Here is a 25842-nt window from a genome sequence, read left to right as displayed (position 1 = left end):
AGTTCACTCCTAAAGGAAAAATGTTTTTATGTCATTCCAAGTTACTAATACCATTACGATCAACAAGAATAGTACACCAATCAGCTGAATGTTCAGTTCAACTCTCCTGTTCAGAGGTTTTTTGAATATCCCTTCGTATAGTACGAATAATATCCGACCCCCATCCAATGCGGGTATCGGCAGCAGGTTCATTATGCCCAGGTTGACACTCAATATCGCAGTAAAGCGCATAAGCGTCATCAGGCCCTGGGCTGCTACATCTTCAGTCACTTTATATATACCGACCGGTCCGTTCAACATATCGAAGGAGAAGGTCCCGTCAGCAATGCTGATGAACATCTGCACTACAAGCGTGAATATGAGCGTCCCCATTTCGTATGTCTGCTCGGCGCCCCATAATATTGGAGATATCACGCCGCGCTCCATCTCGGCCCCTATTCCGATGACCAGCCTTTCATTGGTTTCACCGTCTGGAAGTTCCGTCTTTTCAACTATCGGTGTCATTTCAACAGTACGTGATTCCCCATCATTCACAACCGTTATGTCGAGTTCGGTTTCGCCTTCTTGCTGGATGATGGTCGACATGTGCTCCCAACTGTCCACTTCCTGACCGTTGATCGTTTTTAGATGATCACCTGATTTCAGGCCCGCTTCTTCAGCCGGTGTATCTTCTGCTACAAAGCCTACAACAGCCTCCTCCACTGGCTTGCCATTGATGTAGAACAGCACTGTGAACAACGCAAAAGCCAATACGAAGTTCATCAAAGGTCCCGCCGCCAAAGTCATCAGGCGATGCCCCACCGATTTGGACTCAAACCTCGCAGCTCTCGGGGCAATGCGCTCCAGTTCGGAATTCTGAACAAAATATGCTTCATCTGAAAATGTATAGGTGACCTCTTCCCCGTCATGTAGGCGTATAGCTTTGATGAACATTTCTTTGGTGATGTCCGACTGGATGACTTCTACTTCCTCGACTTGCGTGAAGTTATGCTTATCATCAAGTATTATATGGCTGATGCGGTCTACTTCATCAGTCTTTAATTGGACACGCATACCGGCGTTGAGTGGATTGATTTCCATCTCATCGGAGGCCATTCTGACATATCCACCGATCGGCAGAAGGCGCACCGTATAAAGTGTGTCATTGTACTTGTGGGAAAATATTTTAGGTCCCATGCCTATGGCGAACTCCGGACACATGATGCCTGCCCGTTTGGCGAAAATGAGGTGCCCAAGTTCGTGAACTGTAACCAGCACACCAAAAACTACTATAAAAGCTAAAATGCCGGTCATACAATCACCTCATATCTGTTTTATACAATTTATCATAGTACAGGATCGTTTCCAGGTCGGGATTTTCGACGACCGCATGGCCATCCATGCGGGATTTGACGATTTCCTCTATTCCGGTGAATGAAATTTCACCATCCAAAAAGCGTCCGACAGCATATTCATTTGCAGCATTCATTACTGCCGGCATCGTGCCGCCAGCTTCCATTGCTTCATACGCATAGGCAAGCATCCGGAAACGGTCCAGATCCATTGGTTTGAAATTCAGTTGGCTGAGGGCTGAAAAATCCATCGGGTTGTTCATCGGCATCCTTCGAGGATGACTGAATGCGAATTGGATGGCTGTCCGCATATCGGGTGTGCCTATTTGCGCCATGATGCTGTTATCGATAAATTCAACCATAGAGTGTATGGTACTCTCCTTATGGAGAATTGTAGAAATCTGATTGATGTCGACATCAAAAAGCCATTTAGCCTCTATCACTTCAAGCCCTTTATTCATCATCGTCGCTGAATCGATGGTGATTTTCTGGCCCATGGACCAGTTGGGATGATTCAGTGCATCTTCAAGCGAGACATCCGACAATTCGCTTCGGGACAGATCCCGGAATGAACCGCCACTTGCAGTGAGGATGATCTTCTTCACTTCACGTAGGTTTTCACCACGCAGACACTGGAAAACTGCTGAGTGCTCAGAATCGACAGGGATAATCGCCACACCTTTGGCTTTCGCTTTCGACATGACGATTTCGCCGGCTGCAACAAGCGTTTCCTTGTTTGCCAAGGCAATGTCTTTACCCTGCTCTATCGCATGCAATGTCGGTTCCAGACCGATGCTTCCCATGATTGCAGTCAGAACCATATCAGAATCATCCGAAACAACTTCAATGAGGCCCCGAGCCCCTGAAGTGAACTCTATATGTGGATATTTCTGTGCCAGTACCAGCCTGTCGGAATCATCTTTGACGCTCACAAGCTTTGGTTCAAACTGCTCGAGTATTTCTTCAAGTTTTTTTATGTTACTGCCTACAGAAATGCTGCCGATTTTGAATTGCTCGCGGTTTTGGGCGATGACGTCCAAAGCTTGAGTGCCTATTGAACCTGTAGCGCCTAATATTGAAATAGTCTTCATTTAATTTCACCCAGTTCTATCTTAAGTTATAAGAGGCAGTATGTTCATAAGGGGCAGTACAAAAATAAAGCTGTCGAAGCGATCAAGGACGCCACCGTGTCCCGGAAGCAGTCTACCTGAGTCTTTAACGTCAAAATGCCTCTTAAGGGCCGATTCAACCAGATCTCCAAGTTGGCCGAACATACTGAGTATCATCGTCAGCAATAGGAAGAGCAGAATTTGTACGCCTTCGATCCATCCCATGAAGTAAAACAATAGACCGAGCAGGACACTGCAGAATATACCTCCCAAAAATCCTTCTATCGTCTTATTGGGACTAATCTGCGGCCATAATTTACGCCTGCCGAATGCTCTGCCGAATAAGTATGCACCAGTATCCGTCACCCAGACAATGAGCAGTGCATAGAGTATGTAGATGAGGCCTGCTTCCCGTGTTTCATAGAAGTACATGAATCCGATGCCGACATAAGCTACAGCGAGCACGCAAAAACCCATGTCCACAAACGAAAATCTGTTTTTGCTGATGACAGTAAAACTCAACATCAACAGCGCCATCACGATGATCAGGTCAACCTGAAAAACTGATATGTGTGGCATGTAGGATTCCTGGGGCATCATGATGATGAAGAGTGCCACCATGGACAAGATTCCAGGTATGGAAAATATGTGGATGCGGTTCATCTTCAAAATTTCATAAAGTGCTGTATAGGCAAGTAGAAAAACGGCAATCAGAAGTGGCCAAGCCCCCCATACGACGATTGGCACAAATATAAGCAACGCGATGATTGCGGTGATGGTTCTTGTCTTCATGTTACTCCTCCTCTTGGCCAAGTCCCCCAAATCTTCTCTCACGTCTACAATACTGTGAAATCATCTGATCTAGTTCATCAACTGAATATTCTGGCCAAAGTGTTTCTGTAAAAAATAATTCGCTGTATGATGACTGCCATAATAAAAAGTTGCTCAGCCTATATTCGCCACTTGTGCGAATCAGCATCTCCGGGTCGGGTATGTCAGTGGTCATTAGATGATCATCTACCATTTCTGCGGTGATATCCTGAGGTGACACATCCCCTTTTTCTATTTTGGCGCCTATGCACTTGAAGGCTTCAAGGAGCTCGTCGCGTCCGCCGTAGTTCAGCGCAAAAACCAGATTCAGCCCTGTATTGCCACGTGTCTTTTCAACAGCATGCTGAACGGCTCTCTGCGTATGCTCCGGCAGGGATTCAAGACGTCCGATTGTCGTCACCCTGACGTTCTTCTCATCTAATTCAGGATGGAAAGTGCCGAGAAAATCACCTGGTAGCTTCATCAGGTAATTGACCTCACTGATTGGCCGGGACCAGTTTTCTGTGGAAAAAGCATATAGGGTGAGATACTTTATACCCAAATCGGAAGCATGACGTGTTATACGTTTGACGTTCTGCATGCCTTCGTAGTGGCCGCTCACTCTTGGTTTGTTTTTCCGTTTGGCATATCTGCCGTTTCCATCCATGATGATGGCGATATGTTCAGGCAGCCCCTTTTCTGTCTTTATTTCTTGCTTCTTCCTACGAAACATAACAATCCTCCTGAAGCATTATAATTATTAGTATACATTTATAATAAAGAGTCCTCAATCAATTTATTCTACCATATATCGGAGGCATAAAAAAAATAGGCAGGAATCTCCTGCCTTAAAATGTCATTTGGTTTAGACTGACATAATATCCTTTTCTTTTTCGTCACAAATGGCATCAATTTCATTAATGTGCTTATCTGTAAGCTGCTGCACATCGTCACTGTAGCTTCTGAGGTCATCCTCAGTCAGTTCACCATCTTTTTCAAGACGCTTCAATTCGTCATTTGCTTCGCGCCTGACATTCCGGATTGCGACTTTAGCATTCTCGCCTTCCTTGCGTGCATCTTTGACGAATTCTTTACGGCGCTCTTCCGTAAGTTGAGGCACCGTGATGCGGATCATTGTACCATCACTTGTCGGATTTACACCCAAGTCTGCCTGCTGTATCGCTTTTAGAACATCATCTACGGAGCTTTTGTCATAAGGCGTGACAGTAAGCATCCTCGCTTCCGGCACAGCGATTCCTGCAAGCTGATTCACTGGAGTCGGAGCACCATAGTAATTCACCATTACACGGTCGAGCATGTTTGAGCTCGCACGGCCTGTACGGATGGTGGCGAGTTCCCTGTTCAGGTTATCCAATGATTTACTCATCTTTTGTTTAGCGTCCTTAAGAACTGATTCACTCATTTGTTTTCTCTCCTGTTATTTTGTAATTTCTGTACCGATGGTCTCACCTGATACTGCGCGTTTAATGTTGCCTTGTTCTGTAATCGAAAATACCATAAGCGGTATGTCATTGTCCATACAGAAGGATGAAGCTGTCGCATCCATGACCTGCAGATTTTCCTGCAGCATTTCCATATAGGTCAATTTTTCGTATTTGTAGGCGTTTGAATCCGTCTTTGGATCTGCAGAGTAGACACCGTCGACGTTATTTTTGCCCATCAATATGACATCGGCTTCGACTTCAGCTGCCCTGAGTGCCGCTGTTGTGTCTGTTGAGAAATATGGGTTGCCGATTCCAGCTGCAAAAATGACGATACGTCCTTTTTCCAGGTGCCTGATTGCCCGCCTTCTGATATATGGTTCAGCAACTTGCTTCATCTCGATTGATGTAAGCACACGTGTTTCACATTCAAGTTGCTCAAGACTGTCTTGGAGCGCCAGGGAATTCATCACTGTAGCGAGCATTCCCATATAGTCTGCCGTGCCGCGGTCCATGCCCAGATCACTTCCAACTTTACCTCTCCATATATTGCCGCCGCCGACGATTACGGCGATCTCCACGCCAAGTTCCTTTGCTTCGAAAACTTGCTTCGCAATATTCTTGATGACTACCGGATTTATTCCGAACCCATCTTCTCCAGCCAATGCTTCGCCGCTTAATTTCAATACGATTCGTTTAAATTTGGAAGTTTCAGGCATAAGTCCCATCCTTACTTAATTTTTATATGAAATCAATTTAGAAAAAAAGACACCGAAGTGTCTTTTCCTTACTTATTCACTTGATCCATTACTTCATCAGCAAAGTTTTCTTCTCTCTTTTCGAGACCTTCGCCGACTTCAAAACGGATGAAGTTTTTAAGTGTACCGCCTTTGGATTTGAGGAACTCTTCAACAGTCTGATCGGAATCTTTGACGAAAGGCTGATCCACGATGCAGATTTCTTCGAGGTATTTACGCATTCTGCCTTCAACCATCTTATCTACGATGTTTTCAGGTTTCCCTTCATTAAGAGCTTGCTGTTTGAGGACTTCTCTTTCGTGGTCCAGCTCTTCTTGTGAAACATCATCCTTAGAAACATACTTTGGATTCAGTGCCGCTGCATGCATCGCTACATCTTTGGCTGCTTCTACATCTGTAGAGCCTTCAACCAACGTGAGTACGCCGATGCGTCCACCCATGTGAAGGTATTCGCCGAATGAATCTTCATCTGTCTTCTCAGCCAGTGCAAACCTTCTCAAAGTGAGTTTTTCACCAATTTTCGCGACAGCTTCCTTCATCGCGTCGTCAACTTTTTTACCATTCATCTCTGAAGCGTTCAATTCATCGAGATCATGTGGTTTTGTCGTCAGAATATGCTCAGCGATGTCTTGAACCAACTTCTGGAACTCTTCGTTGCGTGCAACGAAGTCTGTTTCTGAGTTGATTTCAACGATTACGCCATCGTTGCCTTTGGAAGCAACGTGTACAAGGCCTTCAGCCGCAATACGATCAGCTTTCTTGGCTGCTTTTGACATACCTTTTTCGCGTAGATAATCTACTGCTTTATCGATGTCACCATCAGTCTCCTGGAGTGCTTTTTTGCAGTCCATCATGCCTGCACCTGTTCTTTCACGTAGTTCTTTAACCATTTTTGCAGTAATAGCCATTTAGAATCCTCCTGGTCTTTAAATTCGGGAGATTATGCCTTAGGGCAAAGGGTCCCACCTTTTAAAAAAGGTGATAAGAATAAATAACTTATCACCGTTTGAACATGTCTCTATTTGCTTTCGCCAGCTTCAACCGTTTCAGTGGTTTCTTCAGAGTCTTCTTCTGTCATGTCGATATTCTGCTCTTCAGCAATCTCATCGTCTGAAACGCCGCGTTGTCCTTCAAGTACTGCATCAGCCATTTTACTGGTCATGAGTCTTACTGCACGGATAGCGTCATCGTTAGCCGGGATGACATAGTCGATTTCGTCCGGATCACAGTTTGTATCAACCATTGCGACAATAGGGATACCAAGTTTTTTCGCTTCAGCAATCGCATTGCGTTCTTTTCTCGGGTCAACGATGAAGAGTGCTTTTGGCATCTCTTTCATTTCACGTATACCACCAAGGAATTTGATGAGACGTGCATATTCCTTACGCAACTCGACTACTTCCTTTTTAGGCAGTACATCGAATGTACCGTTCTCTTCCATCTTTTCGATTTCAGAGATGCGGCGGATACGCTTGGATATTGTTTTGTAGTTTGTCAGGATACCACCGAGCCATCTTTGGTTGACGTAAAGTTGACCAGCACGCTCAGCTTCTTCTTTGATTGAATCCTGTGCTTGCTTTTTAGTACCTACGAATAGTACTTTGCCACCTTCTTCAGAGACGCTTTTTACGAACTCATAAGCTTCCCCTACTTTTTTAACCGTCTTTTGCAGGTCGATGATATAGATGCCGTTTCTTTCCGTGAAGATGTATCTCTTCATCTTAGGGTTCCAACGGCGCGTCTGGTGACCGAAATGTACACCAGCTTCGAGCAATTGCTTCATAGTAATTACTGCCATAATTGATTTCCTCCTCTGGTTTTTCCTCCAGTACAGCTATGGAAACGACCGTAAGGCACCTGTTTCCACTTCACCGGACTGTGCGTAATGGGCTTTTTCAGCCGTTAAATAATATACCATACTTTAGCCGATAAATCAAACTTTGATTTAGCTATCTTTTCTGAGTTCTGGTAGGAAATCCTCTTTTTTAACTTTGATGAATGTCCCTTTCATCCCGAGAGATCTTGACTCTATGACGCCTGCACTTTCAAGTTTGCGCAGCGCATTTACAATCACGGAGCGAGTGATCCCAACGCGATCAGCCACTTTTGACGCAACGAGCAGACCTTCATCGGAGCCGAGTTCATCAAAAATGTGCTCGATAGCTTCGCGTTCAGAATAGGACAAGGAGCGGATCGCCATGGATATGCTCGCTTTATCCCTTGCTTTTTGTTCAACTTCTTCCTGCTTTTCACGGAGTATCTCCATACCGACCACTGTACCCGCATACTCTGCCAATACAAGGTCGCTCGTTTCAAACTTCTCAGTTACGCGTCCGAGGACGAGCGTGCCCAGACGCTCTCCACCACCGAATACCGGTACGATGCATGTTTCAGAGTCCTGGAAGGAATCTTCAGTCGGGAAGACTGTCATCGCATCATCGAAACTGATGTTTTCTTTCGTTTCGCTGATCTTCATGATCATGTCTACATATTCCTGCGGGAACCTTCTTTGCTCAAGCATATCGTATATTCTAGGGTTTTCGATTTTCTGGTTGATGCCATACCCAAGAAGTTTACCTTTACGCGAGACGATGAAGACATTACATTCAATGACACCGCTTAACTTTTCGGACACTTCCTTGAAATCTACTTTGACACCTTCTTGACTTTGAATAAGTTTGTTAATTTCCCGTGTTTTCTGCAATAAATTCTCCATTGATGATTCTCCTTTAGATTTATAGTATGAATGCGCTCAAATTCTTATCCGATTTTATGTTGTTGAGTCTCGATGAAACATATTGCTCTGTAATTTCTACATGGGCACCCTGCATGCCACTTGCTTCAAACAGCAGTTCTTCCAGTAGTGTTTCCAATATGGTGTGCAGCCTTCTCGCCCCGATGTCATCGGTACCGCTGTTGACTTCAAAAGCAATCTCGGCAAGCGTATGGATGGCTGCTTCAGTGAAGGATATCGTGACGCCCTCTGTAGCAAGCAATGCTTCATATTGCTTGACCAAGGAACTTTTCGGTTCCTTCAAGATCTTCTCGAAATCTTCAGTTTTAAGTTTATCCAATTCCACCCGGATCGGAAAACGCCCCTGCAATTCAGGTATGAGGTCGCTTGGCTTTGCCACATGGAAGGCTCCTGCTCCTATGAAGAGGATATGTTCGGTAGCTACTGGGCCATACTTGGTCTGAACCGTGCTACCCTCTACGATAGGGAGGATATCCCTTTGTACACCCTCACGTGAAACATCGCCTGAGTTCTGGCCACCTTTTGCGATCTTATCCATTTCGTCGATGAATATGATGCCCATGGTTTCCGCCAAGGAGATTGCCTCATCGTTTACACTGTCGGTGTCGATTATCTTTTCTGCTTCTTGTCGCTTCAGGTATCCTCGGGCTTTGCTGACAGGCATGGTTCTTTTGTGCTTATTCTTCGGCATGAACTGCTTCAGCATATCCTGCATGCCACTGTTGTCCATACCAGGCATCATCATTCCCATCGGATTCTGGTCCTGCTCCACTTCTATAGTTACATTCGTATCTTCCAGATGGCCTGCTGCAAGCTTCTCCCTCAGGTTCATGCGCTTCGTCCTGACTTCAGGGGTCACCTCTTCAACTGTTTCATCAGATTGCTGGTTCATGAACATTTCGAAAGGGTTGGAGCTCTGCTGGTTCTTTTTTTCGCCGGGGGCAAGTAAAGTGATCAGACGTTCTTCGGCAAGCTTCTCCGCATCTTCCTCCACGAGCCTCATCTTTTCTTCCTTAACGATTTTTACGCTGGCTTCGACCAGATCACGCACCATGCTTTCCACATCGCGGCCAACATAGCCGACTTCCGTGAATTTTGTCGCTTCCACTTTAGAGAATGGCGCTCCAGTAAGCTTTGCCATCCTTCTTGCTATTTCTGTCTTGCCGACACCGGTAGGGCCGATCATCAAGATGTTCTTTGGTACCACTTCAGCTTTCAGGGAATCGTCCAGCTGCATGCGGCGATGTCTGTTCCTCATGGCGATTGCCACTTTGCGCTTTGCTTCATGCTGACCGATGATATCCTCATCGAGCCGCTTTGTTATTTCTCTTGGCGTCAGATTATCTTTCACTTCAAAACGCTCCTTTAGTCTATCGTTTCTACAATTATATGGTCATTCGTGAACACGCAGATTTCACTGGCGATCAGCAGGCTATCGCGGGCGATTGTTTCTGCATCAAGATTGTCGCCGTGCTTCTTCATCGCGCGTCCGGCACTCAGTGCAAAGTTACCACCACTGCCTATGGCCAGTATGCCGTCATCAGGCTCTATGACTTCGCCTGTACCACTGACCAACAGCATGGTTTCCTTATCCATCACTATAAGCATCGCCTCAAGCTGCCTCAGGATTTTGTCGCCGCGCCATTCCTTGGCTAGCTCAACTGCCGCTCTTGTGAGGTTGCCATTGTAAGCGTAGAGATTCGCTTCGAATTTTTCAAATAATGTGAATGCATCAGCCACACTCCCCGCAAATCCTGCGATTACCTTATCATCGAAAAGCCGTCTCACTTTCCTTGCCGAGTGCTTCATGACGACTTGGTTGCCAAGAGTCACTTGGCCATCGCCGGCCATTGCCATTTTTCCTTTATGACTGATGCCGAATATCGTCGTTCCTTTTATTGCCATGTTGTCACCTCTTCTGATTCGCTGGATGGTGCTTCAAGTAAGTTCTCCTCAATTGCTCTTTGGAGACATGAGTATATTGTTGTGTCGTGGATAATGATTCATGTCCCAGAAGTTCCTGGACCGCCCTTAGATCAGCACCGTTGTTCAACATGTGGGTCGCAAAACTATGTCTGATCTTATGGGGGTGAAGGTGAAAATCACTCGCGCTCTTCTTCACCATCATATCAATTGCGTACCGCAGTCCGCGATCGGTAAGTGGGCCATCCCTGTAGTTGACCCAAAGCCTTCCATTAGCTTCTATCACAGCCTTGTGTTTATCCACGTAATTCTTCAATGCCTCACCAGCATGTTCACCAAAGGGAAGGACACGTTCCTTATTCCCTTTACCCCGCACCTTCAAAAGTCCATGATTGAAATCTATATCGCTGATCTTTAACCCGAGCAGTTCGGATGCGCGCATACCAGTCGCGTAGAGCAATTCAAGTATCGCCAAGTCACGTTCATACATCTTTGCATCTTTGTCCAATGAATCGAATAGCTTCTCGAGCTCGTTTTCATACATGAATCCTGGAAGACGCTTCTCTTTTTTTGGATTTGGCAGATTCGTAAACGGATTGCCGGATACCTCTCCCCTGTCCATAAGATAATTATAGAAACTTCTCAAGGAAGAGATTTTACGGGATACGGTGGATTTGCTCAACCCTTTTTTATATAGCATATTCAAGTAGTTTCTTGCATCCATGTACTTGAAAGAAGCATATTCGAGCCCTTCCTGATCAAGGAACTTGAAGAATTCTGTGATATCTATCCTATATGCATCTACAGTATGTGGTGATAAATTACGCTGATATAGAAGCTGTTCAAGGAAATTTTCAAGATGGGACATGAACACACCGCCTTTTATCAGAATCTTATCACAATTAAGCCGCTGGCATCAATTGATAGCGGTATGCTGATTCCACCGCTCAATCAATGCTTGTAGCTCCAATAGTATATAATAACCTATTTTGCACTGAAATGCACAAAGAAATATGAATATTGCCAATATTTTATGAAGGTCATAGAAAAATACCCATACAAAGATGGGTATTCATCTACTCCGCTTTCTCTTCATAGTCACAATTTGTACATTTAACTTTTGCCGTCTTACCTTTTTTCGTCTCTACCAGATAGTGGTCGCACCTTGGACAATTCCGTCCAATCGGACGGTCCCAAGAGATGAAGTCACATTCAGGATATCTGTCGCAACCATAGAATATCCGATTTTTCTTGGACTTCCGCTCAACGACCTGGCCTTTTTCACATTTAGGACAAGTAACACCTATTTCTTTGACGATTGCTTTTGTATTGCGGCAATCCGGGAAATTTGAGCATGCCATGAACTTACCATAGCGTCCCATCTTGTAGACCATCGGAGAACCGCACTTCTCACAATCTTCACCGGCCGGCTCATCTTTTATTTCTATTTTTTCCATTTCTTCATCGGCACGTGCCACCTGGGGCTCGAAGTTTTTATAGAATTCGTCGATGACTGCTACCCATGATGCATCACCTTCCGCGATATCGTCGAGACTTTTTTCCATAGTCCGCGTAAACTCGGCTTCAATTATATCAGGGAAATATTGTGTCACCGATTCATTAACGATCTCACCAAGTTCAGTCGGGAAGAAACGCTTCTGATCGATTTTGACATAATTCCGCTTCTGGATCGTATCGAGGGTCGGAGCATAAGTTGAAGGACGTCCTATACCTTGCTCTTCCAACGTCTTCACAAGGCGCGCCTCCGTATACCTTGGGGGTGGCTGGGTGAAGTGCTGATTGGGCTTGATATCTTTTGAAACAACCGTTTCGCCTTCCTTGATATCCGGCAGCTTGTTCTCCAACTCTTCCTCTTCATCGTCTTTTCCTTCGACATAGATCTGCATGAATCCTTTGAATTTGATCGTTTGACCGTTACTGCGGAAGATGACTCCATTATTGGACATCTCCATGCGTACAGTGTCCAATATCGCCGGCGCCATCATGCTGGCGATGAAACGTTCCCATATAAGCTTATAGAGCCTATACTGATCTCTGGATAAGTACTGTTTCATATTGGCTGGAGATCGGTTGGCACTGGTCGGCCTTACAGCTTCGTGGGCATCCTGGCTTCCTTCCGCCTGCGCCTTTGAAGGCTTTTTGCCGATGAACTCCTTGCCGTACTCCGCTTCGATATACTCGACGGCTTCCTTCTGGGCGACTGGCGAGATGCGGGTGGAGTCTGTCCTCATATAGGTGATGAGCCCGACAGTGCCTCCTTTTTTAATATCGATTCCCTCATAGAGCTGTTGGGCGACCATCATCGTCTTACGCGCCTTAAAGTTCAGCTTACGGGCAGCTTCCTGCTGCAGGGAAGATGTTGTGAAGGGCTTGGAAGGATTTCTCTTCTTCTCCTTCTTCTGTACAGAGTCTACAGTGAAATCGTTCCCTTTCAGCTGTTTCATCACGTGTTCGACGTCATCTTTCGTCTTCAGTTTCATTTTGGCGTCTTCAAGGCGGTTGTACTTTCCTTCAAAATCACTTTTTGAATAATTGAAGAGTCCTGTAATCGTCCAATATTCTTCCGGCTTGAAATTCCTTATTTCGTTTTCCCGGTCTATGATCAGTTTTAGAGCAACGGACTGGACACGGCCTGCAGACAACCCTTTTTTGACTTTCTTCCATAAGACTGGAGAGATGTTGTAGCCCACAAGGCGGTCAAGTATACGCCTGGCCTGTTGGGCATCCACCAATTTCTGATTGATTTCTCCAGGCTGCTTGAAGCTTTCTTTGACGGCTTCTTTAGTTATTTCATTGAACACTACCCTGTAATATTCCTTATCGTCACCTAAAGCATGACTGAGGTGCCATGCTATGGCTTCGCCTTCACGGTCCGGGTCACTCGCCAAGTATATTCTTTTCGCTTTTTTCGCTTCTTTCTTCAATTCTTTGAGAAGAGGACCTTTGCCTCTAATCGTTATATATTTAGGTTCGTAATTGTTTTCAGTATCGATTCCTGTCTGACTACGGGGCAGGTCGCGGACATGCCCCATGGACGCAACGACTTTATACCTTTTTCCGAGATACTTCTCTATTGTTTTTGCTTTAGCAGGCGATTCCACTATTACCAGATTATCTGCCATAAGCCGTCCGCCTCCTTATTTGTGTTTTCAAATCCAAATAATACAGTGAATTAAAATTGTTTGTCAACTATAATTATTTTTAATATTTTCATTTGCTTTATCGGCCGATGAAAATTTCTTCCATTATATCACTCGGACCAAGCACCATTTTGGCACCATCCTGTATTCTTATATTTGTGCCTTTTGAGAGCGGTGAATGAATATTCCCAGGTATGCAGAATCCAATGCGGTTCTCATCCAAAGCCATCTCCAGTGTGATCATGCTGCCACCGCCGACTTCAGCTTCAGTGACCAGCACGCCAACCGACATTCCCGCTATGATCCTATTACGCGCAACGAAGCGCCACTTCTCTATCGAAGTGCCGGGCGGGTACTCGCTTACGACCAGATGATCGGCTTCCATGAGGGTGCGGACATGTTGGGTGCTTTTAGGATAATGCACGTCATGCCCGAACGCCAGCACACCGATTGTAGTCCTGCCATCTTTCAAGGCCGCTTCATGCGCAATGGCATCCGCGCCATAGGCGAGGCCGGAAACAATCGTTATCTCCTGTGCAAGTCCTGGTATGATACCATCCAATGCCCGGCGTGTATAAAATCCTGCCTTACGGCTCCCCACTACAGCTAGCTTGCAATGTGCAAAAAGCGTCGGGTCACCGCGATAATAAAGTATGTAGGGGGGATCATATATTTCCTTTAGGAGTGCTGGATAATCCGCATCATCAATCGTAATATATCCTATGCGCTGTTCCTCTAAGATTTTAAGCAACGCTTCCCCATCCATTTTCTGTGCACGGGAAATCTTTTCCGACAGCCCTTTTGGAGGGAATGCACTTCCTACAATATATTTCCTATACTCCTGTACAGTAACTCCTGCAAAGCTTAATTTTAAATGATTCAAATATATTCCTCCCATCTCTTTTTGAATTATAGGAGAATTAACCCGACACGCCATGACATTTATGTTAAATCTTATGGAATTAACTGCCAAAAAAAGCAGAACCCCATATAGGGTTCTGCTTTTTTTGTAGAAGTTCATATGATTTATATGACGTTTATTTTACAGTGAGGCATTTTTCGTAAAGACCATCTTCTTTCTTGATTCGGTTGATTAGAGTTTCACCGATTTCAGAAGGCGTATCAGCCGTTTCGATGCCACACGCGTTCATCGTTTTGATTTTTTCATCAGCTGTACCTTTACCACCGGAAATGATTGCACCTGCGTGACCCATACGTTTGCCTGGAGGAGCTGTCACCCCACCGATGAATCCTACGACAGGCTTGTTCATGTTTTCTTTGACCCACTCTGCAGCTTCTTCTTCTGCAGTACCGCCGATTTCTCCGATCATGACCACCGCTTCTGTCTCAGGGTCTTCATTGAACGCTTTCAGCGTGTCGATGAAGTTTGTACCATTGACCGGGTCACCGCCGATACCGACAGCAGTAGTCTGCCCGATTCCGGCTTCAGTCAATTGGTGCACCGCTTCATATGTCAACGTGCCGGAGCGGCTTACTACGCCGACATGACCTTTTTTGTGTATATATCCTGGCATGATGCCGATTTTGCATTCGTCGGCAGTGATTACGCCCGGACAGTTCGGTCCGACAAGGCGCGTCTTCTTGCCTTCCATATAACGCTTGACTTTAACCATATCAAGTACAGGAATGTGCTCAGTGATACAGATCGCCATATCCAGTTCTGCATCGGCACATTCGACTATCGCATCAGCCGCAAAAGGTGCCGGCACATAGATGACAGATACTGATGCACCTGTTTCTTTCTTCGCTTCTTCAACAGTATTAAATACTGGCACGCCTTCTACTTCCTGGCCACCTTTACCTGGTGTCACCCCTGCAACAATCTGGGTTCCATACTCAAGCATCTGCTTTGTATGGAACAATGCAGTTGCTCCGGTGATGCCCTGAACTAGTACTTTAGTATTTTTATCGATAAATACGCCCACAGTAGATTCCTCCGTTTTTATTTATTATTGACCGCTTCGATGATTTTCTTGGCACCTTCAGCCATCGTCTGTGCAGAAATTATATCAAAATCGGACTGTGCAAGGATTTCCTTACCTTTTTCAACGTTGGTACCTTCCAGACGCACAACCAACGGGATATCAAGCCCGACATTCTTGACCGCTTCCACGACACCTTCAGCGATGACGTCACATTTCATGATGCCGCCGAAAATGTTGACGAAAATACCTTCAACACCTTCATCCCCGAGGATGATCTTGAATGCTTCAGTTACTTTCTCAGTTGTAGCGCCGCCCCCTACGTCTAGGAAGTTGGCAGGCTCGCCGCCGAAGTGATTGATGGTATCCATTGTTGCCATAGCAAGACCGGCACCGTTTACCATACAACCGATATTACCATCCAGCGCAACATAGGACAGATCATATTTGGATGCTTCAATCTCTTTTGGATCTTCTTCATCCAAGTCGCGGAGTTCTACTATATCTTTATTCCTAAAGAGCGCATTCTCATCAAAGTTCACTTTCGCATCCAATGCGAGCACTTCACCTTCGCCCGTTGTGACGAGCGGGTTGATTTCCATGATGGAACAGTCTTTTTCAGTAAATACTTTGTATAGGGAGAGCATCAATTTAGTCGCCTTGCCGACAGATTCCTTTGGAATGTTGATGTTGAAGGCAAGTCTTCTGGCCTGATAAGGCATGAGTCCGACTACAGGGTCGATGACTTCCTTGAAGATTTTTTCAGGAGTCGCTTCAGCAACTTCCTCAATCTCGGTACCGCCTTCTTCAGAACCCATCAATACGACGCGGTCTGTTGCACGGTCTACGACTAGACCGATATAGTATTCATTCTGGATGTCGCATCCTTCTTCGATCAGGAGACGTTTAACTTCTTTTCCTTCAGGACCGGTCTGGTGGGTAACGAGCACTTTGCCGAGCAGTTCCTTGGCGTACTCCTTAACTTCATCCAGTGTCTTGGCGATTTTGACACCGCCTGCTTTACCGCGTCCGCCCGCGTGGATCTGTGCTTTTACGACGTATACATCAGAGTCCAGTGTTTTAGCTGCTTTCACTGCTTCCTCCGGTGTATAGGCTACACTGCCGTTAGGCACGGCCACGCCCATGGAGCGAAAGATTTCTTTCCCTTGATACTCATGGATATTCATGTTCATCCTCCTAAGACTTTTTTAACCTTACCCCCCAATTATAGAAAAGGTGCTCATTAAAGTAAACTGCATTCCAAAAATTAATATTTTAGTCGCATGGATTTCACCGGTTCAAATGTATGGCGGTGTATTTCGCAGGGGCCAAGTGAGTCAAGTGCGGCCAAATGCTCCGTTGTGCCGTATCCCTTATGGGCGGAGAATCCATAATCTGGATAAACTGTGTCGTAATGCTCCATATACAGATCCCTTTCTGTTTTGGCGAGCACACTGGCAGCAGCAATCGAGACGGAATTTGCATCTCCTTTTATGATTGAGGTCTCTTCAATTCCCATGCCGATGGTCATCGCATCCACAAGAAGATGGTCGGGAGCAGCGGCCAACTCATCAACGGCACGCTTCATCGCCAGACGGCTTGCCTGGTAGATATTGAGCCGATCTATCTCATAGACGCTTGCGGTGCCTATACCGTAGTCCGCCTCCGCGATGATTATCTCACGGAAGGCCATCCTTTTCTTCAGGGAAAGCTTCTTTGAATCATCCAGACCGGGCAGCATGAAGCCTTCCGGCAGAACGACCGCAGCTGCCACCACTTCCCCCGCAATGGGTCCGCGCCCCGCTTCGTCGACACCCGCAATATACTCAGCCTTGCCTTTTAGATTACGTTCGTATCGGCTCATATATTCATATTTTTCTCTCATCAGGGCTTCATTTTCCAGCCTCTTCCTATGGCGTTCTAATGATTTGGCTACCCCTTTCCTCGGATCATCACGCCATGGGGACCTGTTCAATTCATCAAGTGTTGTATAGTCTCCGAGTTCTGTTTCGATCTCTGATATCTTCACTGTGCATCCACCTTATCGAATGTATAGCGGCCAATCTTGCCATTTCTGATATCGTGGATGACCCGATTGGTCACAGCTTCATAGTTGATTTCATTTCCGCTTGACTTCATACCTCTAGACTTGCCTATGGCATCGAATACTGTGACGATGTCATCATCTTGGCTCGCAGAAATGTTGTAGAATGCATTAAAGCGCTCGGGGTCCCATTCAAGCAGGTGCTGCATGCCAAAGATTGCAACTTCATCAAGTGGCACAACCGTATCCTTAATTGCACCGGTCAAGGCAAGCTTCTTTCCTGTCGCCTCATCCTCGAATTTCGGCCAGAGGATACCTGGTGTATCCAGCAGCTCCATCTGCTGTCCGGCTTTGATCCATTGCTGCTGTTTAGTGACACCTGGGGTGTTCCCGGTCTTCGCTCCTTTCTTTCTGGCGATATTGTTGATGACTGTGGATTTGCCGACATTGGGTATACCTATGATCATAGCTCTTATGGCACGGCGCCTGATGCCTTTTTCTTCCATTCTATTGAAGTCCTCGGCAGTAGCCTTTACCGCCAACGGCTCGATTTTTTTGATTATCTGGTTATGGCGGCCATCCAGGGCGACTGGATATTTCCCTTCACTCTTGAATTTAGATAACCAGCGATCCGTAGCTTTCGGATCGGCCATATCCACTTTATTCAACACTACGACACGAGGTTTATGCTTTGTGATTTCATCCATCATGGGGTTATGGCTTGAATTTGGGATGCGGGCATCCAGTATTTCAATCACCACATCCACCTTCTTCAAATTCTCTTCCACTTCCCTTCTCGCTTTGGCCATATGACCCGGGAACCAGTTTATGCTCATATAAAAGCACTCCTATCTATAAATCTTCTATTTTATTTCATTAATTCATCCCTGTATTATATAATACAATCACCATTTAATAAACGACGGGAGGTGAGGGTCGATGATTTCGGTTGTAATTCCAGTTTTCAATGAAGCAGAAAATATTCCGGTGCTTGATGCAGAAATCTCATCAGTCATGCATGCAATCGAACATACCTACGAAATCATCTTCATCGATGACGGCTCACAAGACGCCACCTTGCCAAAAATCAGGGGGCTCTCCAACCCAAACGTCAGATTCGTTTCGTTTTCTCGTAATTTTGGTAAAGAGGCGGCTCTTCTGGCTGGCCTCAAAATGGCGCGGGGGGATGCAATCGTCATCATGGATGGCGATATGCAACATCCACCTTCCCTCATTCCAGATCTGATCAGGCCCTACGAGGCAGGATTCGATCAGGTGGTCGCCAAGCGCAACAAGGTGGAGGAACCGCTTTCCAGACGCCTGCCATCAAAGCTATTCTATCGCCTGATGAATGTTACGAGTACAGTGAAGCTTGTCGATGGAGAGGGTGATTTCCGCCTCATCTCAAGGAAAGTAGCTGATGCGATACTGTTGCTTAGCGAAAATAACCGGTTTTCAAAGGGAATATTCGAATGGGTGGGCTTCAATAAGACCGTCGTCGAATTCGATCATATCAAGCGGGGTTCAGGAATCAGTACATTCAATCCACTCAAACTTTTGGATTACGCAATCGATGGCATCAGTGCGTTCAATCATCGGCCACTGAGAAGCTGTTTTTATTTAGGGTTGGTTGTGCTGGTTATCTCACTCATCTATATATTGTACATGTTTGTTAATATTATGTTTAATGGCATCGATGTCCCGGGTTACTTTACAATCATTGCCAGCCTGTTGCTTTTAGGCAGTATCCAGCTGTTCTCGCTCGGCATCATCGGCGAATATGTCGGTCGTATCTATATAGAGACCAAAGATCGTCCAAAATATATCATCGAGACATCTTCAGACAGCGATCTCGCACAAGGAGGTCATCATGGAACTGAATAGTGATGTCAATGAAGTTCTCCGTTTCATTTTCGTCGGCTTTATCAACACCATCAATTACTATGTGTTCTACATTCTGTTGATAACGATGGGGGCACCTTATCTGGCGGCGCATCTCATAGGCTTCGCTGTAGCCTTCATCATTTCCTACTTCCTGAATTGCAGGTATGTATATAAAGTACGGCCGACATTGGCAAAATTCTTGAAATTCCCCTTGAGCCAGGTTTTCAATATAGGGCTCCAGACTGCTCTACTTTACCTGTTCGTTGAATCTTTCGGCTGGCCCGAGCCTTTCGCACCGCTGCCCGTACTGATCATCACTGTACCGCTCACATACATCATCACCCGATGGATCCTGAAAGATTAGGAGGAGTAAATTGAAGAAAATGAAGGCGCCTTTTTCAGCTATACGTCTCATCGTCCTCATCAGTGTACTATCGGTGCTATCCCATTCCTACCTCCTGTGGCGCTTCCTGTCACCGACTGACGATAAATTGAAGGTGTTCATGACGGGCGCCAATGATGGCCTGGAACAGATGCTCCCCATGCAGCTCTACCTCTATGAAAAATTCAAGGAGGGTACATGGTTCTATGACACCGATTTTGGTCTGGGTGGGGATTTCTATACGGATCTCGCCTACTACTATTCGACAAACATCATCCATCACATCAACATGGTTATGGTACGTGTGGCGGAGTTCTTCATTGGCTTAGATGTCGCAAGCATCGATTTTTGGGCTTATAATGCATTTTTCATTTCCATGCTGAAAACATTCCTGATCATTTATTTTACATACCGCTTTTTGAAATCGATCGGAAGCGCCCCTCTCCCTGCACTGGTCGGTGGATTTATTTTCGCTGCATCCCCCACCTATTTCAGGTTCACCATCTTCTGGTCCTTTTTTAGTGACGTCTTCATCTGGCTGCCCTTGACTCTTTGGGCAATCGAGGTACTCATCAGAAAAGGTCGGCCCGGGTTATTTATATTTGCCGTTGCAGCCACGATGATAAACAATTTCTATTTTGCCTATTATCAATTCATCATCGCCCTTGTCTACTTGGGCGTGCGTCTGTTATTCAAACAGAGAGGTGATGCTTCCCGGATTGATACATTGAAGCGGGCCATTCCGTCGGGACTACTCGGCGCAGGTATTTCCTGCGTTGCCTTCTTCCATGCTGTGCGGGGATTCTTCAACAACGATGACAGGGAATATGAAGTCACCGTACCGCTTGTCTCGGAGCTAGGATGGCAGGATAACATATTTTATGAAAACTATTTGATAATCATCCTGTTCCTCGCCATCCAGGCTTTATTCACCATGAAACTCTACCGTCACTATTTCTTTCGGCTATTTGCAGTGCTGACGATCGTCTTCATGCTATTTACGTTGTCGCCGTACGTCGACACTTTCTTCAACGGTTTCCAACAGCCCCAGAAAAGATGGCATTATATGCTAGTCTTCTTCCAAGCTGCACTGATCGCACTGTATCTATCAAAATTCAGGACCATCCCGCTCAAACAGTATCTCACAAGCCTCATTCCGGTCTATATCATAATTGCGCTGTCCGCCTGGATTAAAGGTGACATTGTGATTTGGGTGTGGATGATTCCGCTGATCCAGCTCCTGGGTCTCCTATTGTACTTCAGATGGGGAAGGAAGCCCCTGGTTCAGGTGGCGCATATCTTTGCCATCATCACCTTTGTCATGATGGTCGCCGCTTCACACACCGAGTCACAGATCTACCATGATGGCATCACCGACCGAAATCATCTGTTCTATATCAACAGTAACCACTACGCGAGTGATCTCCAGGAATATAACATCGACTGGATACAACAGAGGAAACAGCCTGAACAGAAGATAGACTACAAGGTCAAAGAACAAGATAATACGCCCCTATATATGGGCTTCAACGGCACCAGCCTCTATTCGAGCATCATAGACGGCGAAATCATCGACTTCTATTATAATGATTTGAAGGTCAATATCCGCTATGAATCCATTAGCCGCTACTCGACATTTCAATCGCGGAGCAACCTGTTCTCCCTCTTCAACGTCGATTATATGATGCGCAGCAAGGACCATTACGGCATTCCGCTGAAATTCTCACCCATCAAGGAGGATGGCACTTATACGGTATATGAGAATACCCTGCCACTTCCCTTCGTCAGGCGAGTCTCCCGCATCTATGACCCGGATGAACTGGAGGGCCCTCTAGAGCGTGAACGTGCCATGCTAAAAGGAATAGTGACCGATGCAAGGCCTCCGAATGCTTCTGAACCATCCCCTGAAAATATAATCGATGAGATAGAAATTGCACCACAAAATGCCTCCTACACTAACGGCATTCTGGATGTCCCTTCAGACGACGGCGGCTTCATGTTCGACTTCTCCAATATTGAAATTGCTGAAGAAAGTGATGTATATATTGAAATATCCATCGAACTCATGGAGCCAGTCAAACGGTTCACCATCGATGTTGATGGCTATCCGAATGAAAGGTTGTTTGCCACCAGCAAATACCGGACGTATGCAGATGACCTGCTCTACCGGGTCAAACTGGAAGATAAGATCCCTATTTCATTTCCAGAAGGCCGATATGCGGTGGACATTGAAGGCGTGTACATCGAAGATTATGATGTACTTGAGCAACAGAGCAGAAAAGAGTCTCCAAATTATACCGTAACCGAAAAGGAAAACTCCTACGTCATAGAACTCGACGATCTTGAGCCTGGTTTAATTACTGTCCCCATGATCTTCAGGGAAGGCATGACTGCTACTGGAGATGCTTCCGGTAGGTTGGATACATTCAGGGCGAACTACTTGATGACGGGCTTTGAAACGGGGAACGACAGTGTCATCACCATTTCCTATACCCCGCCGTATTACTGGACCACTTTGCTGGTCAGTATAATCTCACTGATCCTCTCCATTTTTTGGATTATGGCAAAGGAGTTTCGCAAAAAAGGCAAATAAAAAAGCCTGACATTGAATGTCAGGCTTTTTACGTTTTCTATCTGCGCTCTCTGATACGGGCAGCTTTACCACGCAGGTTACGCAAGTAGTAGAGCTTCGCACGACGTACACGGCCACGGCGTGTCAATTCGATTCTTTCGAGTTTAGGGGAGTGTACAGGGAATGTACGTTCAACACCTACGCCGTAAGAAATTTTGCGGACTGTGAATGTTTCGGAAATTCCACCGCCGCGACGTTTGATTACGACACCTTCGAAAACCTGGATACGCTCACGGGAACCCTCTACGATACGTACGTGGACACGGACGTTGTCTCCGGCCCTGAAATCAGGCAGGTCAGTCTTAAGCTGGTCCTGCGTCAGTTCATTGATTAATTGCTGTGACATGTTATCTTCTCCTTCTTCCAATTATCTTGCCGATCATAGCAGCGGATGATTGTGTATATGTGTGTTTCACACTCGTATAATATTACCACAATAGCCATCGTGTTTCAACGGCTTAAATGCAAATTATCGGACGGCCCTGATCACTCGAGCAGATCCGGACGCCTCTCCCTGGTACGCTTTAGGCTTTCTTCATGGCGCCATTCTTCAATCAGCTTATGATTGCCGTTAAGCAACACTTCAGGTACTTTCATACCCCTGTATTCGCGAGGTCTGGTGTAGTGCGGATGCTCGAGAAGCCCCGTGCTGAAGGAGTCCTCCTGATGACTCTCTTCGCGATTCAGCACGCCGGGGATCAGTCTGACTACTGCGTCCGTCATCGTCATGCTGGCGAGTTCCCCACCCGTCAGCACGTAGTCCCCGATGGAGACCTCATCGGTCACAAGGCTTCTAATCCGCTCGTCGTAGCCTTCGTAATGGCCACAGATGAAGACGATATCATTTTCTGTGCTCAATTCCTCAGCCATCTTCTGATCGAAGGGCCGTCCTTGCGGACACAACAATATGACCCGCGGGTCATCGAGTTCAAGGGATTCCATGGCATTGAAGACAGGTTCGGGTTTGAGCACCATACCCGCACCGCCGCCATATGGATAGTCATCGACCTTATTGTGCTTATTGCCGGAAAAATCACGGAAGTTGATCGTGTGATAGTCGACGATGCCTTTTTCTTTGGCACGGCCGAGTATCGAGGTGTTCAAGATGCCATCATACATTTCTGGGAAAAGCGTCAAGTAGTGAATATTCAATCCAACAGTCCCTCCATGGGATGGATGATGATATGTCCTGCCTCAAGATCCACCTTTTTTACTACGTCTTCGATATAGGGAATCATATATTCCCGCTCTCCTTTGACGACCCAGACATCGTTGGCCCCTGTTTCGAATATATCCGTAACAGTTCCGATCGGCTTCATGGAGTCTTCGAGCTTAGCTTCCAAACCGATGATATCTTTGTAATGAAATTCATTTTCCGCAAGCGGCAATTGGACTGCATCAGTTTCCTGCATCACTTCCTTTCCCTTCAACTCCTCTACATCATTGAGGCTCGATACCCCTTCAAATTGCAGCAGATGGAAATTTTTATGAGTACGATACTGTGCAATTTCAAAGTTTTTCCCATCTATTTCCACGATATTGCCTGGACTGAATCTTTCTTTTGAGAAGTCAGAGTCACTGAGCACTTTGACTTCTCCTTTCACACCATGGAAATTCACCAGCCGGCCTATACTTATTCTCATCATATCCCCCATTTCCTCATATATCTTGTATTAAAAAAGGCACACCGCGAGGTGTGCCTAGTCAACATCAACAAACACTTTCTTTGAACCGCCATGATTGGCATTGGCCATGATCGTGCGCACTGCCCTGATCATACGTCCGCGCTTGCCTATGACACGGCCGATATCGTCTTTATGGACGGTAATGCTGTAGGAGATTGCGTGATCGGTCTCTTCCTCAGCGATTGTGAGCATCTCAGGATGTTCAAGCACCGGCTCAAGAATTGTTTGAAGTAGTTTCTGCATCGGGACTATTTCCCATGTTTTGCATTATGATAACGTTCCATAACACCTTTTTTGCTCAGGATGTCACGTACCGTATCACTTGGTTTAGCACCATTCTGAAGCCATTCAAGGGCTTTTTCCTCATCGAGGTCAACAATGTTGTCCCCTTTTGAGATAGGATTGTATGCACCGATCTGCTCGATGATGCGTCCGTCCCTCGGGCTGCGGGAATCCGCAACTACAATGCGGTAGTAAGGTTTCTTTTTAGAACCCATGCGTGTCAGTCTAAGTTTAACTGCCATCTTATATTAACTCCTTTCGATTCCTGTATTATTCGTTTTCACTTTTACTACTATAACAGATGGTTAAAATCCTGTAAAGACTTTTTACTTTACGAATTTCAATCTAGAATGGCAGTCCCATGTTGCCGAAAGGATTTTTCTTCTTTCCTTTCTGACTTGTCATCTGCTTCATCATCTTCTTCATCTCACCAAATTGTTTGAGGAGGCGGTTTACTTCCTGCAGGCTGCGTCCTGAACCCTTGGCGATCCTCTTCTTGCGGCTCGCATTGATGATTGCAGGGTTTTCACGCTCCTGCATGGTCATAGACCGGATGATGGCCTGGACGTGATCGATTTCCTTGCCGCTCATCTGCATGCTGTCGAGGCCTTTTATCTTCTTGGCGCCAGGCATCATTTTAAGGAGTTCATCGAGAGGTCCGAGATTCTTCACCTGATCCATCTGATCCAGGAAGTCATCCAACGTGAAGCTTTGATCCTTTATCTTTTTCTCAAGCGCCTTCTGATCTCCTTCATCGACGTTGGCCTGCGCTTTTTCAATGATGGATAATACATCCCCCATGCCCAATATGCGCTGTGCCATGCGATCTGGGTGGAATGCTTCCAGACCATCCAGCTTTTCCGACATACCGACGAACTTGATCGGCTTTTCGGTGACCGAACGGATTGATAGGGCTGCACCACCCCGGGTGTCGCCATCCAGTTTAGTCAGCGTGACGCCTGTGATGTCGAGGAGATCATTGAACGACTCCGCAACATTGACTGCGTCCTGGCCCGTCATGGCATCCACGACAAGCATGATTTCATCAGGTTCTACAATGCCTTTGATATCCTTCAATTCATTCATCAGCTTTTCATCGATATGGAGGCGTCCTGCAGTATCGATGATTACGGTGTCCAGATGCTCATCCTTCGCATGTGCCATCGCCTCGGTGACGATCTGCTGCGGTTTAACCTGATCACCCAATGAGAACACAGGTACATCAATCTGTTTACCGACCGTCTCCAACTGATCGATCGCCGCCGGGCGGTAGATGTCGCCAGCTACCAGAAGCGGTTTCTTATTGAACTGTTTACGCAGGTGAAGGGCCAATTTACCGGCTGTTGTGGTTTTACCCGCACCTTGGAGGCCGACCATCATGATGACAGTCGGCGGCTTCTGGCTGAAGATGATCTTCTGGTTCTCGCCACCCATCAAGTCGGTCAACTCTTCCCTGACGATCTTGATGACCTGCTGACCTGGGGTCAACGACTGCATGACGTCCGTGCCGAGCGCGCGCTCCTTCACTTGATTGATGAATTGTTTGACAACTTTAAAGTTGACGTCAGCTTCTAAAAGGGCAAGGCGGACTTCACGCATCATCAGTTTGATGTCTGATTCCGATACCTTCCCTTTGCTCTTGATGCGGTCCATAGTTGCTTGAAGCCTTTCCCCTAAACCTTCAAAAGCCATAATATCTCC

At 46.1% G+C, this 25842-nt stretch carries 27 protein-coding genes; 3 read left to right on the top strand and 24 right to left on the bottom strand.

Features of this window, described 5'->3' with window-relative positions:
• Window positions 1–9: 9 nt before the first annotated feature.
• From rseP to ylqF, 18 genes are all read right to left on the bottom strand, one after another.
• Window positions 10–1293, bottom strand: coding sequence for an RIP metalloprotease RseP (rseP, locus tag ABD734_RS03370; RefSeq protein ID WP_344701402.1), 1284 nt, complete (start codon window positions 1291–1293; stop codon window positions 10–12).
• A 4-nt stretch (window positions 1294–1297) separates the two neighbouring features.
• Window positions 1298–2422 carry a 1-deoxy-D-xylulose-5-phosphate reductoisomerase gene (locus tag ABD734_RS03365; protein WP_344701400.1) on the bottom strand — a complete coding sequence of 375 codons (1125 nt, stop codon included), beginning with the start codon at window positions 2420–2422 and terminating at the stop codon, window positions 1298–1300.
• A gap of 21 nt (window positions 2423–2443) precedes the next feature.
• Entirely contained in the window at window positions 2444–3232 is a 789-nt protein-coding gene (locus ABD734_RS03360) for a phosphatidate cytidylyltransferase (protein WP_344701398.1), read from the bottom strand.
• A gap of 1 nt (window position 3233) precedes the next feature.
• Window positions 3234–3983 (bottom strand): undecaprenyl pyrophosphate synthase, encoded by a 750-nt coding sequence (gene uppS / locus ABD734_RS03355; protein WP_344701396.1) that lies wholly within the window; start codon window positions 3981–3983, stop codon window positions 3234–3236.
• 132 nt (window positions 3984–4115) lie between these two features.
• Window positions 4116–4673: a ribosome recycling factor gene (gene frr, locus ABD734_RS03350; RefSeq protein ID WP_344701394.1), complete on the bottom strand. Its 558-nt coding sequence runs from the start codon at window positions 4671–4673 to the stop codon at window positions 4116–4118.
• Window positions 4674–4688: 15 nt separating this feature from the next.
• Window positions 4689–5411 carry a UMP kinase gene (pyrH, locus tag ABD734_RS03345; protein ID WP_344701392.1) on the bottom strand — a complete coding sequence of 241 codons (723 nt, stop codon included), beginning with the start codon at window positions 5409–5411 and terminating at the stop codon, window positions 4689–4691.
• Between the two features lie 68 nt (window positions 5412–5479).
• On the bottom strand, window positions 5480–6358 hold the full coding sequence (gene tsf, locus ABD734_RS03340) for a translation elongation factor Ts (RefSeq protein WP_344701390.1): 879 nt from the start codon (window positions 6356–6358) through the stop codon (window positions 5480–5482).
• Between the two features lie 110 nt (window positions 6359–6468).
• The gene (gene rpsB / locus ABD734_RS03335; RefSeq protein WP_344701388.1) at window positions 6469–7248 is read right to left on the bottom strand and encodes a 30S ribosomal protein S2; all 780 of its coding nucleotides are present in this window, start codon (window positions 7246–7248) and stop codon (window positions 6469–6471) included.
• A gap of 147 nt (window positions 7249–7395) precedes the next feature.
• Entirely contained in the window at window positions 7396–8166 is a 771-nt protein-coding gene (codY, locus tag ABD734_RS03330) for a GTP-sensing pleiotropic transcriptional regulator CodY (protein ID WP_344701386.1), read from the bottom strand.
• A gap of 19 nt (window positions 8167–8185) precedes the next feature.
• Window positions 8186–9556, bottom strand: coding sequence for an ATP-dependent protease ATPase subunit HslU (gene hslU, locus ABD734_RS03325; protein ID WP_344701384.1), 1371 nt, complete (start codon window positions 9554–9556; stop codon window positions 8186–8188).
• A 14-nt stretch (window positions 9557–9570) separates the two neighbouring features.
• Window positions 9571–10110 (bottom strand): ATP-dependent protease subunit HslV, encoded by a 540-nt coding sequence (hslV, locus tag ABD734_RS03320; RefSeq protein WP_344701382.1) that lies wholly within the window; start codon window positions 10108–10110, stop codon window positions 9571–9573.
• A 4-nt stretch (window positions 10111–10114) separates the two neighbouring features.
• A complete protein-coding gene (gene xerC / locus ABD734_RS03315) occupies window positions 10115–10996 on the bottom strand; it encodes a tyrosine recombinase XerC (protein ID WP_344701380.1) in 882 nt (293 codons plus the stop codon).
• Window positions 10997–11204: 208 nt separating this feature from the next.
• Complete coding sequence (gene topA, locus ABD734_RS03310; RefSeq protein WP_344701378.1) at window positions 11205–13271, bottom strand: type I DNA topoisomerase; 2067 nt, start codon at window positions 13269–13271, stop codon at window positions 11205–11207.
• Window positions 13272–13368: 97 nt separating this feature from the next.
• Entirely contained in the window at window positions 13369–14172 is an 804-nt protein-coding gene (gene dprA / locus ABD734_RS03305; RefSeq protein ID WP_344701376.1) for a DNA-processing protein DprA, read from the bottom strand.
• A gap of 154 nt (window positions 14173–14326) precedes the next feature.
• Window positions 14327–15235: a succinate--CoA ligase subunit alpha gene (sucD, locus tag ABD734_RS03300; protein WP_344701374.1), complete on the bottom strand. Its 909-nt coding sequence runs from the start codon at window positions 15233–15235 to the stop codon at window positions 14327–14329.
• Window positions 15236–15252: 17 nt separating this feature from the next.
• Complete coding sequence (sucC, locus tag ABD734_RS03295; protein ID WP_344701372.1) at window positions 15253–16419, bottom strand: ADP-forming succinate--CoA ligase subunit beta; 1167 nt, start codon at window positions 16417–16419, stop codon at window positions 15253–15255.
• An 80-nt stretch (window positions 16420–16499) separates the two neighbouring features.
• On the bottom strand, window positions 16500–17261 hold the full coding sequence (locus ABD734_RS03290) for a ribonuclease HII (protein WP_344701370.1): 762 nt from the start codon (window positions 17259–17261) through the stop codon (window positions 16500–16502).
• Entirely contained in the window at window positions 17258–18112 is an 855-nt protein-coding gene (gene ylqF / locus ABD734_RS03285; RefSeq protein WP_344701368.1) for a ribosome biogenesis GTPase YlqF, read from the bottom strand. Before ylqF ends, ABD734_RS03290 begins: the two co-directional genes overlap by 4 nt.
• A 103-nt stretch (window positions 18113–18215) precedes the next feature.
• On the opposite strand from ylqF, the gene ABD734_RS03280 reads away from it, so the two are divergent.
• From ABD734_RS03280 to ABD734_RS03270, 3 genes are read left to right on the top strand one after another with little or no spacing between them, the layout of a single operon-like run.
• On the top strand, window positions 18216–19160 hold the full coding sequence (locus ABD734_RS03280; RefSeq protein WP_344701366.1) for a glycosyltransferase family 2 protein: 945 nt from the start codon (window positions 18216–18218) through the stop codon (window positions 19158–19160).
• Entirely contained in the window at window positions 19147–19524 is a 378-nt protein-coding gene (locus ABD734_RS03275; protein ID WP_344701364.1) for a GtrA family protein, read from the top strand. The genes ABD734_RS03280 and ABD734_RS03275 overlap by 14 nt, the downstream gene beginning before the upstream one ends.
• A gap of 19 nt (window positions 19525–19543) precedes the next feature.
• On the top strand, window positions 19544–22135 hold the full coding sequence (locus tag ABD734_RS03270; protein ID WP_344701513.1) for a YfhO family protein: 2592 nt from the start codon (window positions 19544–19546) through the stop codon (window positions 22133–22135).
• A gap of 37 nt (window positions 22136–22172) precedes the next feature.
• Here ABD734_RS03270 and rplS read toward each other — a convergent pair whose 3' ends face one another.
• The 6 genes from rplS to ffh all read right to left on the bottom strand — a co-directional run bounded on the left by rplS (window position 22173) and on the right by ffh (window position 25833).
• Window positions 22173–22520: a 50S ribosomal protein L19 gene (rplS, locus tag ABD734_RS03265; RefSeq protein ID WP_344701362.1), complete on the bottom strand. Its 348-nt coding sequence runs from the start codon at window positions 22518–22520 to the stop codon at window positions 22173–22175.
• Between the two features lie 140 nt (window positions 22521–22660).
• Window positions 22661–23326: a tRNA (guanosine(37)-N1)-methyltransferase TrmD gene (gene trmD, locus ABD734_RS03260; RefSeq protein ID WP_344701360.1), complete on the bottom strand. Its 666-nt coding sequence runs from the start codon at window positions 23324–23326 to the stop codon at window positions 22661–22663.
• Window positions 23323–23817: a ribosome maturation factor RimM gene (rimM, locus tag ABD734_RS03255; protein WP_344701511.1), complete on the bottom strand. Its 495-nt coding sequence runs from the start codon at window positions 23815–23817 to the stop codon at window positions 23323–23325. Before rimM ends, trmD begins: the two co-directional genes overlap by 4 nt.
• A gap of 57 nt (window positions 23818–23874) precedes the next feature.
• The gene (locus ABD734_RS03250; RefSeq protein WP_344701358.1) at window positions 23875–24102 is read right to left on the bottom strand and encodes a KH domain-containing protein; all 228 of its coding nucleotides are present in this window, start codon (window positions 24100–24102) and stop codon (window positions 23875–23877) included.
• A gap of 5 nt (window positions 24103–24107) precedes the next feature.
• A complete protein-coding gene (gene rpsP / locus ABD734_RS03245; RefSeq protein WP_344701356.1) occupies window positions 24108–24383 on the bottom strand; it encodes a 30S ribosomal protein S16 in 276 nt (91 codons plus the stop codon).
• Window positions 24384–24486: 103 nt separating this feature from the next.
• A complete protein-coding gene (ffh, locus tag ABD734_RS03240) occupies window positions 24487–25833 on the bottom strand; it encodes a signal recognition particle protein (RefSeq protein WP_344701354.1) in 1347 nt (448 codons plus the stop codon).
• Window positions 25834–25842: the final 9 nt, after the last annotated feature.

This window comes from Salinicoccus jeotgali, assembly GCF_039538805.1.
In the GTDB taxonomy this organism is placed as follows: Bacteria; Bacillota; Bacilli; order Staphylococcales; family Salinicoccaceae; genus Salinicoccus; species Salinicoccus jeotgali.
Note: the sequence above shows the minus strand (reverse complement) of the source record. Positions and strands in the feature narration are given on the sequence as shown.